Below are 17,973 nucleotides of genomic sequence, written 5' to 3' on the forward strand. Positions count from 1 at the left end.
GCGGGACGTTCGCCCGGCGGGCGCCCCGCGACCACTGCCGACGCGTTCGCACCCGGGGAGACAAGCGCCATGTCGCGCATACGCTCAGTCGCCGGCTCCACTGGACTCCACCGCCGTTCCCTCCTCGCCGCCACCGGAGCGGTGGCCCTCTCCGCCGGCGCCGGCTACGCCCTGTGGCCCGACGGCGGCACCGCCGCCGCGGCGGACTCCGGTCCCGCCGCGGAGGAGGCCGTGCTCGCCTCCTCCCGGCAGGCACCGGCCGCCCCGCTCGCCCCGTACACCCGCGGCACCACCGTCGACGCCGTGGCGGACGCCCGCCGCGGCCCGGGATACCGGCGCCTCGCCGAAGGACCGGGCTGGAGCCGGGTGGTGCGCGACGACCTGGCCGGCCCGCGCTCCGGGCGCGCCGACCGCCGCACCCCGCTCGTGTCCTTCGTCCAGCTCACCGACCTGCACATCATCGACGCCCAGCATCCGCTGCGCCTGGAGTACCTGCGGGCGGCGGCCGACAACGCCTGGCGGCCCCAGGAGGCGCTGACCGTCCAGGGCGCGGTCGCCCTCGTGGAACGGATCAACACGCTGCGGGGCGCCCCCGTCACCGGCTCACCGCTGCACTTCGCGATGACCACCGGCGACAACACGGACAACAACGCCCGCTCCGAACTGGAGTGGTTCCTGACGGTGCTCAGCGGTGGCCGCGTCACCCCCAACACGGGGGACCCGCACCACTACGAGGGCGTCCAGAACAGCGGCCTGAGACAGTACTGGCACCCCGACTCCGAACTCCGCGACGCCGACAAGCGGCGCGGCTTCCCGCACCTCGACGGCTTCCTCGCGGCGGCCCTGCGCGAGGTCGACAGCCCCGGCCTCGACCTGCCCTGGTACTCCACCGTCGGCAACCACGACGCGATGCCGCTGGGCTGCTACGCCTCCCACGGCGACCCCTACCTCACCGACCTCGCGGTCGGCGGGCGCAAGCTGATGGACGTCCCCGCGGACGAGGCGTACCGGCTCCGGCGGACCATCTCGAAGGCCACCGACCCCGAAGGCGTGCGCTACGGCGACTTCCTCAAGGCCCACGCCCGCTCGATGCGCTCCGTCACCCCCGACGAGAAGCGCGCGCCCTTCACCCCCGCCGAGTACCTGCGGGCCCACCTGGACCCGGCGCACCGCGGCCCCGGCCCGGTCGGCCACGGCTACACCGCCGACAACCTCGAGACGGGCACCCAGTACTACACCTTCCGCGTCACCGACGACGTCCTCGGCGTCAGCCTCGACACCACCGACCCGGGCGGCCACTACACCGGCTCCGTCGGCACGGCCCAGCTGCGCTGGCTGGAGCGGACACTGCGGGCGAACCCCGACGCGTACGTCATCGTCTTCAGCCACCACACCAGCACGAGCATGCACAACACCCGGCCCGACCCGGCCCGCCCCGGCGAACGGCGCCACACCGGCGAGGAGGTCGCCGCGCTGCTCGGCCGGCACCGCAACGTGGTCGCCTGGGTCAACGGCCACATCCACCGCAACGCGATCACCCCGCACACCGGGTCCGGCGGCACCTTCTGGGAGATCTCCACCGCCTCCCACGTCGAGTTCCCCCAACTGGCCCGCGTCATCGAGCTGGTGGACAACAAGGACGGCACGCTCTCGCTCTTCACCACCCTCGTCGAGTCCTCGGCCCCGCACCGCACGGACTTCACCGACCTCTCCCGGACCGGCCTGGCCGCCCTCTACCGCGAACTCTCCTTCAACGTCCCCGGCTCCCGCACGGACCTGGCCGGCGACCCGGGGGACCGCAACACCGAACTGCTGCTGAGGAAGCGCTGACCCGCGCACGCACGGGGAGGGGCCGCCCGGCGGCCCCTCCCCTCCCCTCCTGACGGTGCCGCCCCGGCCCCCTATCGGGGCAGCACCACCACATACGCCGACGGGCCGTGGTCGGCCGAGGCCATCAGCGCCGTACGGACCACCGTCGCCTGCTGCTCCATCGCGTCCCGCAGCTTGCGCGGGGTGATGTGGACGACCGTGATGCCGAGGCGCTCCAGGTGCTCGCGCTTGCGGGCGTACTCCGACCACTCGGCCTCGTCGTCGGGCCGCCGGCCCGGGCGCGGCGCGCGGGTGTCCAGCTCCACCGCCACCGCGTGCTCCGGCCAGTACGCGTCCAGACCGCCGAGGCCGGGTCCGCCCGGCAGCCGCAGCTCGACGTTCCAGCACGGGTCGGGCAGGCCGTGGTCGCGCACCATCCGGTACAGCCGGGACTCCGCCAGCGCCCGCCCCTCGGCCAGCAGCGAGTCCACCGCGTCCACCACGTGCGTCCGGTTCAGCAGTTTCGCGGCGGTCAGCTCGCGCACCACCGCCGCCGGGTCGCAGAAGCCGCCGCGCACCGCCTCCGTGAGCAGCAGGCGCACCGTGCCCGCGTCCTGGAGGCCCGCCACGGCGTCGGCCAGCGCACGCGGCACCGGGGCCACCGGCAGGCCCGCGACCTGCTCCGGGACGGGCAGGTCCGCGGCGCGGACGATACGGGCACAGCCCGTCGAGCGCAGCCGGCGCAGCCGCGGGACCAGGACGTCGAAGACCTCCAGGGACGACAGCGGGGGAGCGGAGGAGAAGCCGTGCAGGGTCAGCGCGGCCGGCCCGGTGATCATCGCCTCCCCGTGGGCGGGAGGTCCCTCCGTGCCGGGCTGGACGGGGACGCCCGTGGTCCGCTCCCGCGCCGCGTACATCAGCGCCGCGCGCAGCCGCTCCTCGCCGGTCGGCGGACCGGGGTGGAGCAGGACGACGCCCGGGAGGAGCTGCTGCCAGGGCCCGTCGGGGCCGCACCGCCGGCCGGCCTCCGCGGCCGAGACGCCGTGGGCGCGCAGCTGCGCGTGGGTCAGCACCCGGCGCCCGGCGCCGGCGGAGAGGTGGTGCAGGGGGCGGGGGGAGAGCGGGGTGTTGTGGTTCATGCCCGGCAATTTCCCGCCTTCGGCCCGCCTTTGAACCCCTGTTACACGTTCGTCGACAAATGAGGACAAGAACGCACTAAAGGACGTGTGTTCGGATGCCGAGAACCCCTGGTCCGTTCGGGCGCGGACCAGGGGTTACGGGCATTTTGTAACGATGGCGGAACGCCCGGCCGAGGGCCGGATCCGCCCCTCAGCGACCGGCGGCGGCCGCGTCGCGGGCCTGTCCGCGCAGCGCGCGGGCCAGGTCGTCGCGGGACTCCAGGACCAGGCGGCGCAGGGCGGGCGCCGCGTCCTCGTGGGACGTGAGCCACGCGTCCGTCGCGTCCAGCGTCGCCCGCGAGTCCTGGAAGGAGGGGAACAGGCCCCGCACCACGTCCATGCCGATCTGGATCGACCGCTCGGTCCACACCCGCTCGATCGCCGCGAAGTACTTCTCCGTGTACGGCGCGAGCAGCTCCCGCTGGGACGCCTGCGCGAAGCCCGAGATGGTGGCCTCCACCAGCGCGTTGGACAGCGCGTCCGACTCCACGACCTGCGCCCAGCACCGCGCCTTGACCGCCGCCGACGGGCGGGCGGCCAGACAGCGCACGTGGTGCCGCTTGCCGGACGCGGTGTCGTCGCGGGCCAGCTCCTCGTCCAGCCGCTTCTCGTCCACCACCCCGTGCGCGGCCAGCGGCTCCAGGAACGCCCAGCGCAGCTCCTGGTCCACCTCCAGGCCGTCGATCCCCGCGGTGCCGTCCAGCAGGTCCCGCAACAGCAGCAGGTCCTGCTCGGCGGAGGCCACGGTCGCGAAGAACCGCGCCCACGCCAGCTGGTGCTCACTGCCCGGCCCGGCCTCCCGCAGCTCCCGGAGCGCGTCCTCGGCCGCCAGCCGTTCGCCGGTCTCCCGCCAGTCCGGGGCCGCGTAGTGCACCAGCGCCGACCCGGCCCAGGCGTGCAGCATCTGGAGCACGCCGATGTCGGACTCGCGTCCGGCGAACCGCACCACCAGGCCGATGAAGTCCCGCGCGGGCAGCAGCGCGTCCCGCGTCATGTTCCACAGCGCCGACCAGCACAGGGCGCGGGCGAGCGGGTCGGTCAGCGAGCCCAGGTGCTCGCGCAGCGTGGCCAGCGACGTCTCGTCGAAGCGGGTCTTGCAGTACGTCAGGTCGTCGTCGTTGACCAGCACCAGCTCCGGAGCGTCCGCGCCCGCCAGCTCCGCCACGACCGTACGCGCCCCCTCGACGTCCGTCTCGGCCCGCGCGTACCGCTCCAGGGTGCCGGAGTCGTCACGCCGGTACAGGCCCACCGCGACCCGGTGCGGGCGCAGTTCGGGGTGCGACTCCGCCGCCTCCTGCACCACGGCCAGTTCGTCGATCCTGCCGTCCTCGCGCAGCAGCACCTGCGGGGTGAGGGAGTTGACGCCGGCCGTCTGCAGCCACGCCCGCGACCAGGCGGCCATGTCCCGGCCGCTGGTCTCCTCCAGGACCGACAGCAGGTCGCCGAGGCGCGTGTTGCCGTACGCGTGCCGCTTGAAGTAGCGCCGGGCGCCCTCCAGGAACGCGTCCTGGCCGACGTACGCCACCAGCTGCTTGAGCACCGAGGCGCCCTTGGCGTAGGTGATGCCGTCGAAGTTGAGCTTGGCGTCCTGCAGGTCGCGGATGTCGGCGGTGATCGGGTGCGTGGAGGGCAGTTGGTCCGCGCGGTACGCCCACGCCTTGCGGCGGTTGGCGAAGGTGATCCAGCCGTCGGTGAAGCGGGTCGCGCCGACCAGCGAGAACGCGCCCATGAAGTCCGCGAAGGACTCCTTCAGCCACAGGTCGTCCCACCACTCCATGGTGACCAGGTCGCCGAACCACATGTGCGCCATCTCGTGCAGGATCGTGTTGGCGCGGCCCTCGTACGACGCCCGCGTCACCTTCCCGCGGAAGATGTACTCCTCGCGGAAGGTCACCATCCCCGGGTTCTCCATCGCGCCCAGGTTGTACTCGGGCACGAACGCCTGGTCGTACTTGCCGAACGGGTACGGGTAGTCGAAGTGGTCGTGGAAGAAGTCCAGGCCCTGCTTGGTCACCAGGAACACGTCGTCGGCGTCGAAGTGCGGCGCGAGACCCTTGCGGCACATCGCGCCGAGCGGGATCTCCAGCCGCGTACCGTCCTCGAGGACCCGCTCGTAGGAGTCGGTCACGTAGTGGTACGGGCCGGCCACCACGCACGTGATGTACGTCGAGATCGGCTTGGTCTCCGCGAACCGCCACACCCCGTCGGCGAGTTCACCGGCCCCGTTGCTCCACACCGTCCAGCCCTCGGGGGCGCGCACCTCGAAGCGGTAGGGCGCCTTGAGGTCGGGCTGCTCGAAGTTGGCGAAGACGCGGCGGGAGTCGGCCGGCTCGTACTGGGTGTAGAGGTACACCTCGCCGTCCTCGGGGTCGACGAAGCGGTGCATGCCCTCGCCGGTGCGGGAGTAGGCGCACAGCGCGTCGACGACGAGCTCGTTCTCGGCGGCCAGGTCCTCCAGCAGGATCCGCGAGCCGTCGAAGACCTGGCCGGGGTCCAGGTCGCGTCCGTTGAGGGAGACGGCCGTGACGGCCGGCGCGATCAGGTCCGCGAAGCTGCTCGCGCCCGGCTCGGCGCAGCGGAACCGGACGGTGGTGACGGAGCGGAAGGTGCGCGGCCCCCCGCCGTCGTGCTCGCCGACCGCCGAACGCAGGTCCAGGGACACCTCGTACCCGTCGACGGACAGCAGGGCTGCCCGCTCCCGGGCCTCGTCACGGGTCAGGTTCTCACCGGGCACGGGCGGCACTCCTCAGGCGTCGTCGACAGGGATGAACAGCACTGATCCTGCCACGCGCTCCTGACGCGGGGCAGCCGGGAATGGCCGGGGGGAGGCACGGTGTTCCCCCTGGGAAACCCTTCCGTCAGTGAGGAGTGACATGTCGGAGAAGTCTTCCGCCACGCCCGTCGACTTCTGGTTCGACCCGTCATGTCCCTGGGCCTGGATGACCTCCCGCTGGGTGCGGGAGGTGGAGAAGGTGCGGGACATCGAGATCCGCTGGCATCTGATGAGCCTGGGCGTCCTCAACGAGGACAAGCTCGACGAGCTCTCCGCCCACTACCGCGAGTGGATCGAGGCCAAGGCCTGGGGTCCGGTCCGGGTGGTCATCGCGGCCCAGCAGGAGCACGGCGCCGAGGTGCTCGGCGACCTCTACACCGCGCTCGGCACCCGCATCCACAACCAGGGCGAGGGCCCGGAGAAGGAGACGGTCGCCGCCGCCCTGAAGGACGTCGGCCTGCCCGGGTCCCTCATGGAGCACTGGGACTCCACCCCCTACGAGCCCGAGCTGCGCGCCTCCCACAAGGAGGGCATCGAGAAGGTCGGCCAGGAGGTCGGCACCCCGGTCATCGCGGTCCCCGGACCCGACGGCGAGGAGATCGCCTTCTTCGGCCCGGTCGTCACCCCGGCGCCCAAGGGCGAGGATGCCGTCCGCCTGTGGGACGGCACCCTCGCGGTGGCCTCCGTCCCCGGCTTCTACGAGATCAAGCGCACGCGGACGAAGGGGCCGGACTTCAGCAACCTGTGACGGTCACTCGACCACGGGCATCTTGATGGGCGGGGTGAAGGGCTTCTTGTCCCAGCCCGTGCGCAGGTTGCGGCACTGTTTTCCGGTCTCCGGGTCCAGCACGTTCACGCAGAGCCGGAACTCGCTCACGCTCACGCGGCCCAGCCGCTTCTTGAGCTCCTCCTGCTCCGCCTTGTTCAGCGGGCGGTGCTGCTGTTCCGAGCCGCAGGTCCAGCAGAACTCCAGGGTCGTCCTTTGTGTCGCCATTGCGTAACGATGACCCGGATCGCCGCATACCGGAAGCCCCCGCGAGTCCTGTCCTCGCGGGGGCTTCCTTCTTTCAGCCTGCCGGGTGAACGGTGAGAAGACGATCACGAGGCAGGACTCTTATTGCATATTGCTTGCAACTGCACGCTAGCAGCAGAAAGGGCTGTCCGTGGCCCGGTACGCGAAACGGCCCCCGCGTGCGCACGCGGGGCCGTCGGGGCGGGCGTCAGTCCCGGGCGCGCGCCCGCTGCCGGGCGTACCCCCCGGCCGCCAGGAGCAGCGTCATCGCACCCGTCGAGTACAGCTGCACCCGCGTGTCCGGCTCCCGGGCCATGAGGACGAAGACCGCCGCCATGCCGGCCAGCGCCAACCGGGTCAGCCACGGGAAGGCCCACATCCGCACCGTGAGCCGCTCCGGGGCCTCGCGCTCCAGCCGGCGGCGCAGCCGCAACTGGGAGACGGCGATGAAGATCCAGACGACCAGGATCACCGCGCCGATGGTGTTCAGCAGCCAGGCGAAGACGTCGTCCGGCCGCCAGTAGCTCAGCAGCACGCACAGGAAGCCGAAGGCCGAGGAGGCCAGTACGGCGACCCGCGGCACCCCGCCCGACACCCGGCCGAGCGCCTTCGGGCCGTGCCCGCGCTCCACCAGCGAGTAGCCGATGCGCGAGGCGCCGTAGACGTTGGCGTTCATCGCGGACAGCAGCGCCACCAGGATCACGACGTTCATCACCTGGTCGGCGCCCGGGATGCCGAGGCGGTCCAGGGCGGCGACGTACGGGCCGTCCTCGACCACCGCCGGGGAGTCCCACGGGACCAGGGTGACGACGACCGCCATCGAGCCGACGTAGAACAGCGCGATCCGCCACATCGCCGTACGGACCGCGCCCGCCACGCCCTTGACCGGGTCCCGCGACTCGGCCGCCGCGATGGTCACCGTCTCCAGACCGCCGTACGCGAAGACGGAGGCGAGCAGTCCGATCACCAGGCCCTCGCCGCCGTGGGGGAGGAAGTCGGTGAGGTGGGAGGCGCCCGGGGAGTCCGTGCCCGGCAGCACACCGGCGATCGCCAGCACGCCGAGCACCAGGAACAGGGAGATCGCGCCGACCTTGAGGGCCGCGAACCAGAACTCGAACTCGCCGAAGTTCCGCACCGCCGCGAGGTTCGTCCCGCAGAACACCACCATGAACAGCGCCACCCACGCCCACGCGGGCGTGCCCGGCAGCCAGCCGGTGACGATCGCCGCGGCGCCGATGCCCTCCAGGCCGACCGCCGTGCACAGCAGCACCCAGAACGACCAGCCCACGGTGAACCCCGCCCAGGGCCCGAACGCCCGCTCGGCGTGCGCGGAGAAGGAGCCCGACGACGGGTACGCGGCGGACATCTCGCCCAGCATCCGCATCACCAGCATCACCAGGAGGCCGGAGAGGGCGTAGGCGACGACGACGGACGGACCGGCGGCGGCGATGGCCGACCCGGAGCCGACGAACAGTCCGGCGCCGATCACCCCGCCGAGGGCGATCATCGACAGATGGCGTTGCTTCAGACCGTGGGAGAGGGAGGCGCGGTCCGCCTCGGGAGGTGTCTCGACCGGGGGTGCCCCCTGGCCGGGCGTAGCCGGGAGCTCGGGGGAGGTGCGGGGCATGGCGCGGCTCGTCCAATGCGGGAGACGGCAAAAACGCCACCCAGTGTGGTCGGCCCGCCCGCGCGCACGGGGAGGTCGCCCAGCATGTGGACACGTGTCATGCGGAGGGTGATGTTCCGGTCACCTGGCGGTCGTCGCGTGAGGCACCGTCCGGCCCGTTTGGCGGATCCCCACAGCCGCCCTTCCCCGGCCGCGTACCGGCGAAACCACGTCACCTCCGTGACCGGTGTCACCTCGCGCCCCTCCTCGCCCCGCCCTTTGTCCGGAGCCCACCAACTCCGCGTCGGCGCCTTTGTCGACCGCTGACGGTGATCGGCGCGCGGACGCCGGTATAGCGTCACGGTGTCCCCAACTGCCCTCACTCCGCGGAGACCTCATGAGCACCGCCACCGTCACGTCCGCCCGATCCGGACAGGTCCTCGCCGACCTCGTCCCGGCCTCCCGCGTCCGGGACGCCGCGCTCGTGCTCGGCGGCGCCGCGCTCACCGGCCTCGCCGCCCAGATCGCGGTGCCCGTCCCCGGCTCCCCGGTGCCGGTGACCGGCCAGACCTTCGCCGCGCTCCTCGTCGGCACCGCCCTCGGCGCCCGCCGCGGCTTCGTCTCCCTCGCGGTGTACGCGCTGGTGGGCGCGGCCGGCGTGCCGTGGTTCGCGGAGGGCGGGTCGGGGACGGCGATGCCGTCCTTCGGCTACGTCCTGGGCATGCTGCTGGCCTCCGTCGTCGTGGGCGCCCTGGCCCGCCGCGGCACCGACCGCTCCGCCTGGCGCACGGCGGGCACCATGGTGCTCGGCTCGGCGGTCATCTACGCGGTCGGTGTGCCGTACCTGGCCCTGGCCACCGGTATGTCCGCCTCCGCCGCGATCGCGGCCGGCCTCACCCCGTTCCTCATCGGCGACGCCCTGAAGGCGGCCCTGGCGATGGGCGTGCTGCCCACCGCCTGGAAGCTCGTCGACAAGCGGTGACCGCCCGGATCCTGTGACAGGAGGCTCGGCGGGGGCGCCGTACGCACCCCCGCCGAGCCTCCTGTCCTGTGGGACGGCTGCCTCAGCCGGCCGGGATCTCGTCCCGGTCCTCCGCGCGGAGCCCGGCCACCCGCTGCCTGACGACGGCGATGACGAGCACGATCGCGGCGACCAGCAGCGACAGCAGCACCGTCGTGCGCCCGTCGTGCTCGGTGTCGGTGAGCATGTAGCCGAGCACGAACAGGATCAGCGCGGCGCTGGCCCACGTCAGGTACGGGTACAGCCACATCCGCACGACCAGCTTCTCCGGCGCCTCCGCCTCGATGATCTTCCGCATGCGCAGCTGCGAGAAGCAGATCACCAGCCACACGAACAGCGCGACCGCTCCGGAGGAGTTGACGAGGAAGAGGAAGACGGAGTCCGGGAACTTGTAGTTGAAGAAGACGGCGACGAAGCCGAACACCACGGACACGAGGATCGCCGCGCGCGGCACACCGCGGTCCGTGGTCCGGGCGAACGCCTTCGGCGCGTCCCCGCGCCGGCCGAGGGAGAAGGCCATCCGGGAGGCCGTGTAGAGCCCGGAGTTGAGGCAGGACAGCACGGACGTCAGCACGATGAAGTTCATGATCTGACCGGCGTGCGGGATGCCGAGGGAGTTCAGGGCGGCGACGTAGGAGCCGTCCTCGGTGATGGACTCGCTGTCCCACGGCAGCAGGCAGACCACGACGAGGATCGAGCCGAGGTAGAAGACGCCGATCCGCCAGATGATGCTGTTGGTCGCCTTGGTGACGGCCCGCTGCGGGTCCTCCGACTCACCGGCGGCCAGGGTGGCGATCTCGCTGCCCATGAAGGAGAAGACGACGAGCAGGATGCCGGTGAGGATCGCGCCGGCGCCGTTGGGCAGGAAACCGCCGTGGTCGGTGAGGTTGGCGAGGCCCGCCTGGTCGCTGTCCACGCCGGGCAGCACACCGAAGACGGCCAGCCCGCCGACGACGATGAACGCGGCGATGGCGACGACCTTGATCCCGGCGAACCAGAACTCGAACTCGCCGTAGGAGCCGACGGAGACCAGGTTGGTGGCGGTCAGCACCACCATCACGATGAGCGCCCAGCCCCACTGCGGAACGGCCGGTATCCACCCCTCGAGGATCGCGGCACCGGCGGTCGCCTCGACCGCGAGGACGACGACCCAGAAGAACCAGTAGAGCCAGCCGATGGTGAACCCGGCCCAGGGGCCGAGCGCCCGGTCGGCGTGGGCGGAGAAGGACCCGGACGTCGGGTTGGCCGCGGACATCTCACCGAGCATCCGCATCACCAGCACCACGAGCGTGCCGACGAGGGCGTACGACAGCAGGATGCCGGGGCCGGCGGTCGCGATGCCGGAGCTGGAACCGACGAAGAGGCCCGCGCCGATCACACCGCCGATGGCGATCATCGACAGATGGCGGTTCTTGAGCCCGGCCTGGAGCCCGGAATCGTGTTCCGCGGGGCTGCCGCCGGGCTCTCCGGGGCCTTCGGGGCCGCCTCCGGCTGTCTTCAGGGTCGGCTGCGAGGTCATGGAGGAGATTTCCTTTGCGCCGTGGGGGAGCTGCACTCCGTACGGGTCTACGGGCCGGACCAGTGAAACGGAGGCCATCGAATTGGGGAACCTTCGAATCCATATTGTTACTTGAGCTTTTCCTGAGGTTCTGTAATTCTCCTCACGTTTCCGGCTACGGCACCCGGCGCGCCTTCCCGTGAACCCCCGTGTCACACTCGGACCATGCGCGTGTATCTCGGCTCGGACCATGCGGGCTACGAACTCAAGAACCACCTCGTCGAGTGGCTCGAGGCGGCGGGTCACGAGCCCGTCGACTGCGGCCCGCACATCTACGACGCCCAGGACGACTACCCGCCCTTCTGCCTCCGCGCCGCCGAGCGGACCGCCGCGGACGAGGGCGCCCTCGGCATCGTGATCGGCGGCTCCGGCAACGGCGAGCAGATCGCCGCGAACAAGGTCGAGGGCGTACGGGCGGCCCTGGCGTGGAGCGAGGAGACGGCGGCCCTGGGCCGCCAGCACAACAACGCCAACGTGATCGCGGTGGGCGCGCGCATGCACACCCGGGACGAGGCGACGAAGTTCGTCGAGACCTTCCTGAGCACCCCGTTCTCCGGTGACGAGCGCCACGTCCGCCGGATCGACATGCTCGCCGCCTACGAGACCGGCGGCGGCCTCCCGCCCATCCCCCCGCACCACCCGCAGCAGTAACACCGCCAGGGCCCTCGCCTCGATGCACGGGCCTCGGGGGAGGGCGCCCGCTCCGTGGCGCGCACCGCCGAGGCGACGCGCCGAGGCGTCGGCGGGACGCGGCAGACGCGGTCCCCACCGGGGCCCGGAACGAGCCGGACCGCCCGGAGCGGGTCGGGTCGGCCGGAGCGAGTCGGGCCGCCTGCAGCGAGCCGGATCACCTGGAGCGAGTCGGGCCGTCCGGTCGGCCGGGCGGTGGGCGCAAGCTTGGAAGGACATCCCCGTGCCGGAAGGCCACACCATCCACCGGCTGGCCGAGGACTACGCCGCCGCCTTCGCCGCCGGCGCCCCCCTCCGCGTCACCAGCCCCCAGGGCAAGTTCGCCGACGCCGCCGCCCTCCTCGACCGCACGCCGCTGTACACCACCGACGCCCACGGAAAGCACCTGTTCCTCGGCTTCGGCGACGACGAGCCGGCCGAGTGGGTCCACATCCACCTCGGCCTCTTCGGCAAGGTCACCTTCGGCCCGGCCCCGGCGCCGCCGCCCACGGACACCGTCCGGCTCCGCCTCGCCGGCGCCACGTCCTACGTCGACCTGCGCGGCCCCACCACCTGCTCCCTGATCACGGACGGCGAGAAGCAGGCGGTGCACGACCGGCTCGGCCCCGACCCGCTGCGCCCGGACGCCGACCCGGCCCTCGCCTACCGCAGGATCGGCCGCAGCCGTACGACGATCGCCGCCCTTCTCATGGACCAGAAGGTCATCGCGGGCGTGGGCAACGTCTACCGCGCCGAGGTCCTCTTCCGGCACGGGATCGACCCGTACCGCGCGGGCCGGGACATCACCCCGGCCGAGTGGGACGCGATCTGGGCCGACCTCGTCGCCCTGATGCGCGAGGGCGTCCGCCTCAACCGCATCGACACCGTCCGCCCCGAACACACCCCGGAGGCCATGGGCCGCCCGCCGCGCGTCGACGACCACGGCGGCGAGGTGTACGTCTACCGCCGGGCCCACCTGCCCTGCCACATCTGCGGCGGCGAGATCCGCACCGCCGACCTCGCCGCCCGCAACCTGTTCTGGTGCCCGGAGTGCCAGCGCCGCTGAGCGGTCAGAACCCGTGCGGCAGCCACGGCGCCGGGTCGCTCCCGAACGCCAGGGACGCCTCCGCCAGCGCGCCCCGCCGCAGCTCCGTCACCCGGCCGGCCGCCGCGAGCGCCGTGAGGCCCACCCCGCCCAGATACGCCGCGCCCAGCTCCCGCACGGACAGGGCGAGGTCGGCCGGGTCCTCCGTACGCTCGCAGGAGGCGCCCTTCACGTCCCCGCTCAGCCGCCAACGCCCCGCGTTCCAGGGGCAGAAGGCGTCCTCCACCTCGAACACGACGTCCACCGGCGCCCGGTACGTCCGCGCCCGGAGCGCCGCCCCGACGTCGACCAGCCGTACGTACAGCGAGTCCCGCACCTCCGGCCGGCACCGGCGGATGTCGGACACCAGGTACTGCCACGCCTCGTCGACCGGCCGGCCGCGCGCCACCAGCGTCGACGTCAGGTCGATGCCGAACAGGAACCGCCACAGCGCCGCGTCCGCCGCCGGGTCCAGCGCGTCCAGGGCGCTCAGGACCACCGAGCCCTCGTGCCCCGCCGGACCGTACTCCCCCTTCACCCGGAACCGCGCGTACCCGACCGTCTCGCCGTCCCGTTCGGCGACGACGCACTGCAGCGGCGACGCCCCGCCCCGGCCGCCCGCCGGATCCAGCGTCCCCAGCCGCTCCCAGCCGGGCCGGCGCGCGAGCATCCCCGGCCGGCCCGGCACGAGCCGGGCGTACACCGCCTCGCACGCGTCGAGCACGTCGGCGGGGGCGGCGTACCGCACGCGTACGTCGTCCGTGCCCGGCGGGACCGACAGGCGCGTACGGCCCGTGTCGATCTCGGCGTTCAGCTGGAAGGCGGCCGCCCCGTACCCGAACCGGCCGTAGATCGCCGGCTCCGAGGCGGTGAGCACCGCCAGCGGCTCGCCCCAGGACCGGACGTCGTCCAGCTGGCGCCGCATCATCGTCCGCAGCAGGCCGCGCCGCCGGTGCGTGGCGGCCACGCTGACGCCCGTGACGCCCGCGGCCGGAACGGACTCACCGCCGGGGACGGTCAGCCGGAACGAGAACGCGCCCGCCGTCCCCACGCACGCGTCACCGTCCCAGACACCCATGGAACGCTCGTGCTCGGTGAGCGAGTTCCACAGCTCTCGCTCCTCGTCCGCCTCCTCGGCGCCACCGAACGCACGGATCAGGTTCGCGTACCACTTGTCCCAATCATCTGGATGTAGTACTCGAAGTTCGGTTGTGGGGCCCGTCTGTTCGATCACCATGCGCCATGCCTATCAGGGCGGTACGGGACGAGCGAGGCAATTTCCCGCTGACGGCCCCACGACGGCGTCCGGTGAAGTTGACTGTGAAGTTGACCGTGAAGTCACCCCCCGACAAGGGGACAACCAGGACCTCCCGTGCCAAGTGGCCGGTCTGATGGATAGGGTCCCGAACTAATGGCAGCAGGACGAGAGCGGCGCGCGGCGGCCGAGACGTTCACGGCCCGGTGGAAGAAGCAGTGGCACCGGGCCCGCGTCGGCGTGCGCCGGGCCGCCGTCGACTACTTCCGCGGGGACGGCTCCGACTGGGTCGCGTTCGCCGGACTGCTCCTCACCGTCCCGCTGATCGCGGCCGGGACGCTCGTCAACTCCGTGTGGTGCGCGCCCTCCGCGCTGGTCGTCCCGATCGTCGCCGGCGGCCTGCTGCTGCGCCCGGCGAGCCTGCTCGGCCTGTACGCCGCCGCGGCGACGGCGCTGATCGTGGAGTCGGTGCGACTCGGCCCCTACACCGAGGGCGCGGCCCGCGTCACCCCCGGCGTGGTCCTCACCGTCGCCGCCTGCGGCTTCTTCGGGCTGCTCGTCGCCCAGTTCCGCAGCCGGGTCGGCGTGCCCTGGCGGCGCGGCGGCACCATGCTGTTCGACCTGCGCGAACGCATCCGGGTACAGAGCAAGCTGCCGAAGCTCCCCGACGGCTGGCACCGCGAGATGGCCCTGCGCCCGGCCGGCGGACAGTCGTTCTCGGGCGACTTCGTGGTCGCGGCCCGCACCAACGGCGGGCGCACCCTGGAGGTCGTGCTGACCGACGTCTCCGGCAAGGGCATGGACGCCGCCTCGCGCGCCCTGCTGCTCTCCGGCGCCTTCGGCGGCCTCCTCGGCAGCCTCCCGCCGCACGCCTTCCTGCCGGCCGCCAACGGCTACCTGCTGCGCCAGGACTGGGACGAGGGCTTCGCCACCTCCATCCACCTGGTGCTCGACCTGGACTCCGGCGACTACGAGCTCTACTCCGCGGGGCACCCGCCGGGCCTCCAGCTCAGCGCGGGCAGCGGCCGCTGGGAGGAGAAGGCGGCCGACGGCCCGCTGCTGGGCGTGTACGACGGCGCCCAGTTCGACTCGGTGAAGGGCACGCTGCGCCCCGGGGACGTACTGATGCTGTTCACGGACGGCCTGGTGGAGACCTCCGACCGGGACATCGTGGAGGGCATCGACCGCCTCACCGGCGAGGCCGACCGCTATGTCGCCGGCGGCTTCCACGGTGCCGCCTGGCACCTCATCGAGGCGGTCGCCAAGGACGTCAACGACGACCGCGCGCTGCTGCTCATCTGCCGTGAGGGCCCGACGGCCGCCGCCCCCCGCTGACCCGTGCACACTGGACGGGTGACCGAGACGACACCGCTGCCCTTGGCCGAGATCGAGGCCACCGCCCGCGCCGCGCACGCCGGGCAGACCGACAAGGCGGGCCGGCCCTACGCCGAACACCTCCGGGCCGTCGCCGAGGGGGTGCGGGCGCGCGGCGGCGACGCGGAGCAGATCGCGGCGGCCTGGCTGCACGACGCCGTCGAGGACGACAGGCTGTCCCGCCGGTGGCTGGAGGAGGCGGCGCTGACCCGGCGGACCAAGGACATCGTCCTCGCGGTCACCAAGCGGTCCGGGGAGCCGCCCGAGGCGTACGCGGCCCGGATCCTCGCCACCCCCGGCGCGCTGCTGGTGAAGGAGGCGGACCTGGCGCACAACGCCGACCCGGCCCGCCTCGCCGTACTGGACGGGCCGACCCGCACACGGCTGACCGAGAAGTACGCGCGGATGCGCGCACTCCTCGGTCTCGTGGCGGGGGAGGGGGATTCCTGGACGAGACCCCCGGGGAGACGGGGACCCTAGGCGGAGACCTTCTCGCGGGTCTCCGCGGCCCGCCGCCGCTCGCGTTCGCGGGCCAGTTCGGCGGCGTCCCGCTTGAACGCCCACTCCATCCTCGGCTCCATCACGCACCGGAAGACCCGCCGCACGGGAGCGGTGCACAGCAGCGTCACCACGACCGCCGCCAGGACGCTCACCGCGATCTCGCCGAGCGGCCGGTGCAGCGCGGAGTGGTCGAACCAGCCCCGGTAGTCACCGGCCTTCACCACGAAGCCGTGCAGCAGGTAGCCGTACAGCGTGCCCGCGCCGAGCGCCGTGAACCACATGCGGCGGCCCGGCACCCAGGCGAAGAAGCAGGCGGTCAGCAGCAGTGAGCAGCCGAACAGCGCGAACACCATGACCGGGCCGGCCCACCACGGCGCCCCCAGCTCCTGCGCGGCGTCACGGTGGTAGAACCAGGCGGTGTTCATCCGCGGCACCGCCCACCAGCCGAAGGCCAGCGCCGCCGCGAACACAGGCACCGCCGCGATCCGCACCGACCGGCGGCGCACCAGGTGGAAGTGGTCCGGCTTCAGGCACAGACCGAGCACGAAGTACGGCAGGAACTGCAGCACGCGCTGCAGGTCGAGGTCGTCGCCGATGCCGGGGGTGACACTGGCCAGCACGGCGATGCCGAGGGCCAGCGGCAGCGGGTGCCGTACCGCGTTCCAGATCGGCGTGGTCAGCCGCCACACGAACAGCGCGACCAGGAACCAGGTCAGGTACCAGGGGTCGAGCAGGCTGATCTCCTGCTCAGGGGCGTCGTCGACGACCCGCCTGAACAGCGGGTAGGCGGTCTCGAACACGATGTACGGCACGGCGACGCCGGTGATCAGCCGGCGCAGCCGGTCGGGCCGCATGTCGAAACTGCGCGAGAAGAAGCCGGAGATGATGATGAAGGCCGGCATGTGGAACGAGTACACGACCGTGTACGCCGCCTCCAGGACCCGGCTGTCGCCCTTGAGGGGCTCCCAGGCGTGGCCGACGGCCACCAGCACGATCGCCAGGTACTTGGCGTTGTCGAAGAACGCGTCGCGCTGTCTGCCGGACGGTGCCGGCCGGTTGTCCTCCGTGCGTGGAGCCGGTACTCCGGACGCCGGCGACCGTGCCGGAGGGAGGGGCGTTCTGCGGTTGCCGTACGGTCGCTGCGAGTTCGTCACTGACCCTCCCGGCGGGGACTCGGGAAGTCGATCGGTGAGCTCGCTGCGCTTGCGGGGGACGAGGCAGCGTGGAACATCTGAGGCACCCTAGCGTTGTCCGCGGGATTTCGTAAAACATCCGACGTCGTTCCTGGTAATGGGCTCGGGTACCCCGGATCGGGGAAAGTGTGCGACTTGGCCGGAGCACGGGCCGACGCTCCGTGCGCAGGGGGAACTCGGCCGTCACGCGAGTCGTCACGCGAGTCGTCCTTGTCCGGATTATTCCGGACTGAGTCACGCATAAGACCGGCAGGTGACTCCGGTGGGATGTCCGGCTTCGGTATGTCTTTCCGGTATTGCGCGAAGGTTCGCGGAACACCTGCGGCGGTCATTCGAATTGGCTGCGAACGCGTTGTGTGGAGACGGAAATGATCCGGTTGAATTCCCCGCGCGGGTGTTCTTTCGAATTGCCGTACGGCTCACCGTCGTTGGCCCGCGCGGACGGTCGCGCGAGGACCGGTCCGGCCGCGCCGGGACGGATGATGCGTCAGCCGCCGCATAGGGCGGCCGCGTTGGTGGCACGATGGTTCTGGCGGGGTGCGCGGGGTCGCGTCGCCCGGGCCGGGGAAGCGGAACCGATCGAGGGTGTGATCAGTTGTGGCCATTTCACTGTCCGTGGTGCTGCTGTTGGCGATCATCCTGGTGGTGCTGATGAGAAGCGGCTCCATCAAGGCCGGGCCGGCGATCGTCGCCGTCCTCTTCGGCTTCTTCCTCGCCTCCACCGGCATGGCCGACGACATCCAGCGGTTCCTGGACTCGATAGCCGAAATGATCAACTCGATCAGCTTCTGAGGGGCGCCGGAGCCCCGACCGCCGCCGACACGGACCGTCCCGCCCCGGGCACTCACGGTGCCCTCTTCCGCACCCGTCGGGCCGACGCGCATCAAGGCCGACACGATCGGAGCCGACACGCGTCAGGGCCGGACCGGAGGAACGAGCC

The 17,973-nt window shown here is 72.2% G+C and carries 15 protein-coding genes; 8 read left to right on the forward strand and 7 right to left on the reverse strand.

The genetic code is table 11. The features are described from left to right. The first annotated feature begins 69 nt into the window (after positions 1-69). On the forward strand, positions 70-1,830 hold the full coding sequence (locus ACH5AO_RS04630) for a TIGR03767 family metallophosphoesterase (protein ID WP_398921717.1): 1,761 nt from the start codon (positions 70-72) through the stop codon (positions 1,828-1,830). 71 nt (positions 1,831-1,901) lie between these two features. Here the strand turns inward: ACH5AO_RS04630 and ACH5AO_RS04635 are convergent, their stop codons facing one another. Beyond that, positions 1,902-2,948, reverse strand: coding sequence for a hypothetical protein (locus ACH5AO_RS04635; protein ID WP_398921719.1), 1,047 nt, complete (start codon positions 2,946-2,948; stop codon positions 1,902-1,904). 190 nt (positions 2,949-3,138) lie between these two features. After that, on the reverse strand, positions 3,139-5,721 hold the full coding sequence (pepN, locus tag ACH5AO_RS04640; RefSeq protein ID WP_398921722.1) for an aminopeptidase N: 2,583 nt from the start codon (positions 5,719-5,721) through the stop codon (positions 3,139-3,141). A 139-nt stretch (positions 5,722-5,860) separates the two neighbouring features. Here pepN and ACH5AO_RS04645 point away from each other — a divergent pair, with 139 nt between their 5' ends. Further along, positions 5,861-6,508 carry a DsbA family protein gene (locus ACH5AO_RS04645; protein ID WP_398921723.1) on the forward strand — a complete coding sequence of 216 codons (648 nt, stop codon included), beginning with the start codon at positions 5,861-5,863 and terminating at the stop codon, positions 6,506-6,508. Between the two features lie 3 nt (positions 6,509-6,511). Here the strand turns inward: ACH5AO_RS04645 and ACH5AO_RS04650 are convergent, their stop codons facing one another. Together ACH5AO_RS04650 and ACH5AO_RS04655 are read right to left on the reverse strand one after the other, a co-directional pair. Further along, positions 6,512-6,754 (reverse strand): hypothetical protein, encoded by a 243-nt coding sequence (locus ACH5AO_RS04650; protein WP_398921725.1) that lies wholly within the window; start codon positions 6,752-6,754, stop codon positions 6,512-6,514. A 226-nt stretch (positions 6,755-6,980) separates the two neighbouring features. After that, complete coding sequence (locus ACH5AO_RS04655) at positions 6,981-8,399, reverse strand: amino acid permease (RefSeq protein WP_398921727.1); 1,419 nt, start codon at positions 8,397-8,399, stop codon at positions 6,981-6,983. A 376-nt stretch (positions 8,400-8,775) separates the two neighbouring features. Here ACH5AO_RS04655 and ACH5AO_RS04660 point away from each other — a divergent pair, with 376 nt between their 5' ends. Then, positions 8,776-9,360 carry a biotin transporter BioY gene (locus tag ACH5AO_RS04660; RefSeq protein WP_398921729.1) on the forward strand — a complete coding sequence of 195 codons (585 nt, stop codon included), beginning with the start codon at positions 8,776-8,778 and terminating at the stop codon, positions 9,358-9,360. 82 nt (positions 9,361-9,442) lie between these two features. On the opposite strand, the gene ACH5AO_RS04665 is transcribed toward ACH5AO_RS04660, so the two are convergent. After that, positions 9,443-10,918 carry an amino acid permease gene (locus ACH5AO_RS04665; RefSeq protein ID WP_398921731.1) on the reverse strand — a complete coding sequence of 492 codons (1,476 nt, stop codon included), beginning with the start codon at positions 10,916-10,918 and terminating at the stop codon, positions 9,443-9,445. A 204-nt stretch (positions 10,919-11,122) separates the two neighbouring features. Here ACH5AO_RS04665 and ACH5AO_RS04670 point away from each other — a divergent pair, with 204 nt between their 5' ends. After that, positions 11,123-11,608, forward strand: coding sequence for a ribose-5-phosphate isomerase (locus ACH5AO_RS04670; protein ID WP_398921733.1), 486 nt, complete (start codon positions 11,123-11,125; stop codon positions 11,606-11,608). A 262-nt stretch (positions 11,609-11,870) separates the two neighbouring features. Beyond that, entirely contained in the window at positions 11,871-12,692 is an 822-nt protein-coding gene (locus tag ACH5AO_RS04675) for an Fpg/Nei family DNA glycosylase (protein ID WP_398921735.1), read from the forward strand. A 4-nt stretch (positions 12,693-12,696) separates the two neighbouring features. Here the strand turns inward: ACH5AO_RS04675 and ACH5AO_RS04680 are convergent, their stop codons facing one another. Next, on the reverse strand, positions 12,697-13,947 hold the full coding sequence (locus tag ACH5AO_RS04680) for a GNAT family N-acetyltransferase (protein ID WP_398921737.1): 1,251 nt from the start codon (positions 13,945-13,947) through the stop codon (positions 12,697-12,699). A 174-nt stretch (positions 13,948-14,121) separates the two neighbouring features. Here ACH5AO_RS04680 and ACH5AO_RS04685 point away from each other — a divergent pair, with 174 nt between their 5' ends. Beyond that, positions 14,122-15,300 carry a PP2C family protein-serine/threonine phosphatase gene (locus ACH5AO_RS04685; protein ID WP_398921739.1) on the forward strand — a complete coding sequence of 393 codons (1,179 nt, stop codon included), beginning with the start codon at positions 14,122-14,124 and terminating at the stop codon, positions 15,298-15,300. Between the two features lie 18 nt (positions 15,301-15,318). Beyond that, positions 15,319-15,819 carry an HD domain-containing protein gene (locus tag ACH5AO_RS04690; RefSeq protein WP_398921741.1) on the forward strand — a complete coding sequence of 167 codons (501 nt, stop codon included), beginning with the start codon at positions 15,319-15,321 and terminating at the stop codon, positions 15,817-15,819. Here the strand turns inward: ACH5AO_RS04690 and ACH5AO_RS04695 are convergent. After that, complete coding sequence (locus ACH5AO_RS04695; RefSeq protein ID WP_398921743.1) at positions 15,816-16,994, reverse strand: acyltransferase family protein; 1,179 nt, start codon at positions 16,992-16,994, stop codon at positions 15,816-15,818. The genes ACH5AO_RS04690 and ACH5AO_RS04695 overlap by 4 nt on opposite strands. A gap of 636 nt (positions 16,995-17,630) precedes the next feature. On the opposite strand from ACH5AO_RS04695, the gene ACH5AO_RS04700 reads away from it, so the two are divergent. Continuing rightward, positions 17,631-17,825 carry a hypothetical protein gene (locus tag ACH5AO_RS04700; RefSeq protein ID WP_217127783.1) on the forward strand — a complete coding sequence of 65 codons (195 nt, stop codon included), beginning with the start codon at positions 17,631-17,633 and terminating at the stop codon, positions 17,823-17,825. Positions 17,826-17,973 lie beyond the last annotated feature (148 nt).

This window comes from Streptomyces sp. NPDC018964, from assembly GCF_044390325.1.
Taxonomy (GTDB): Bacteria; Actinomycetota; Actinomycetes; order Streptomycetales; family Streptomycetaceae; genus Streptomyces.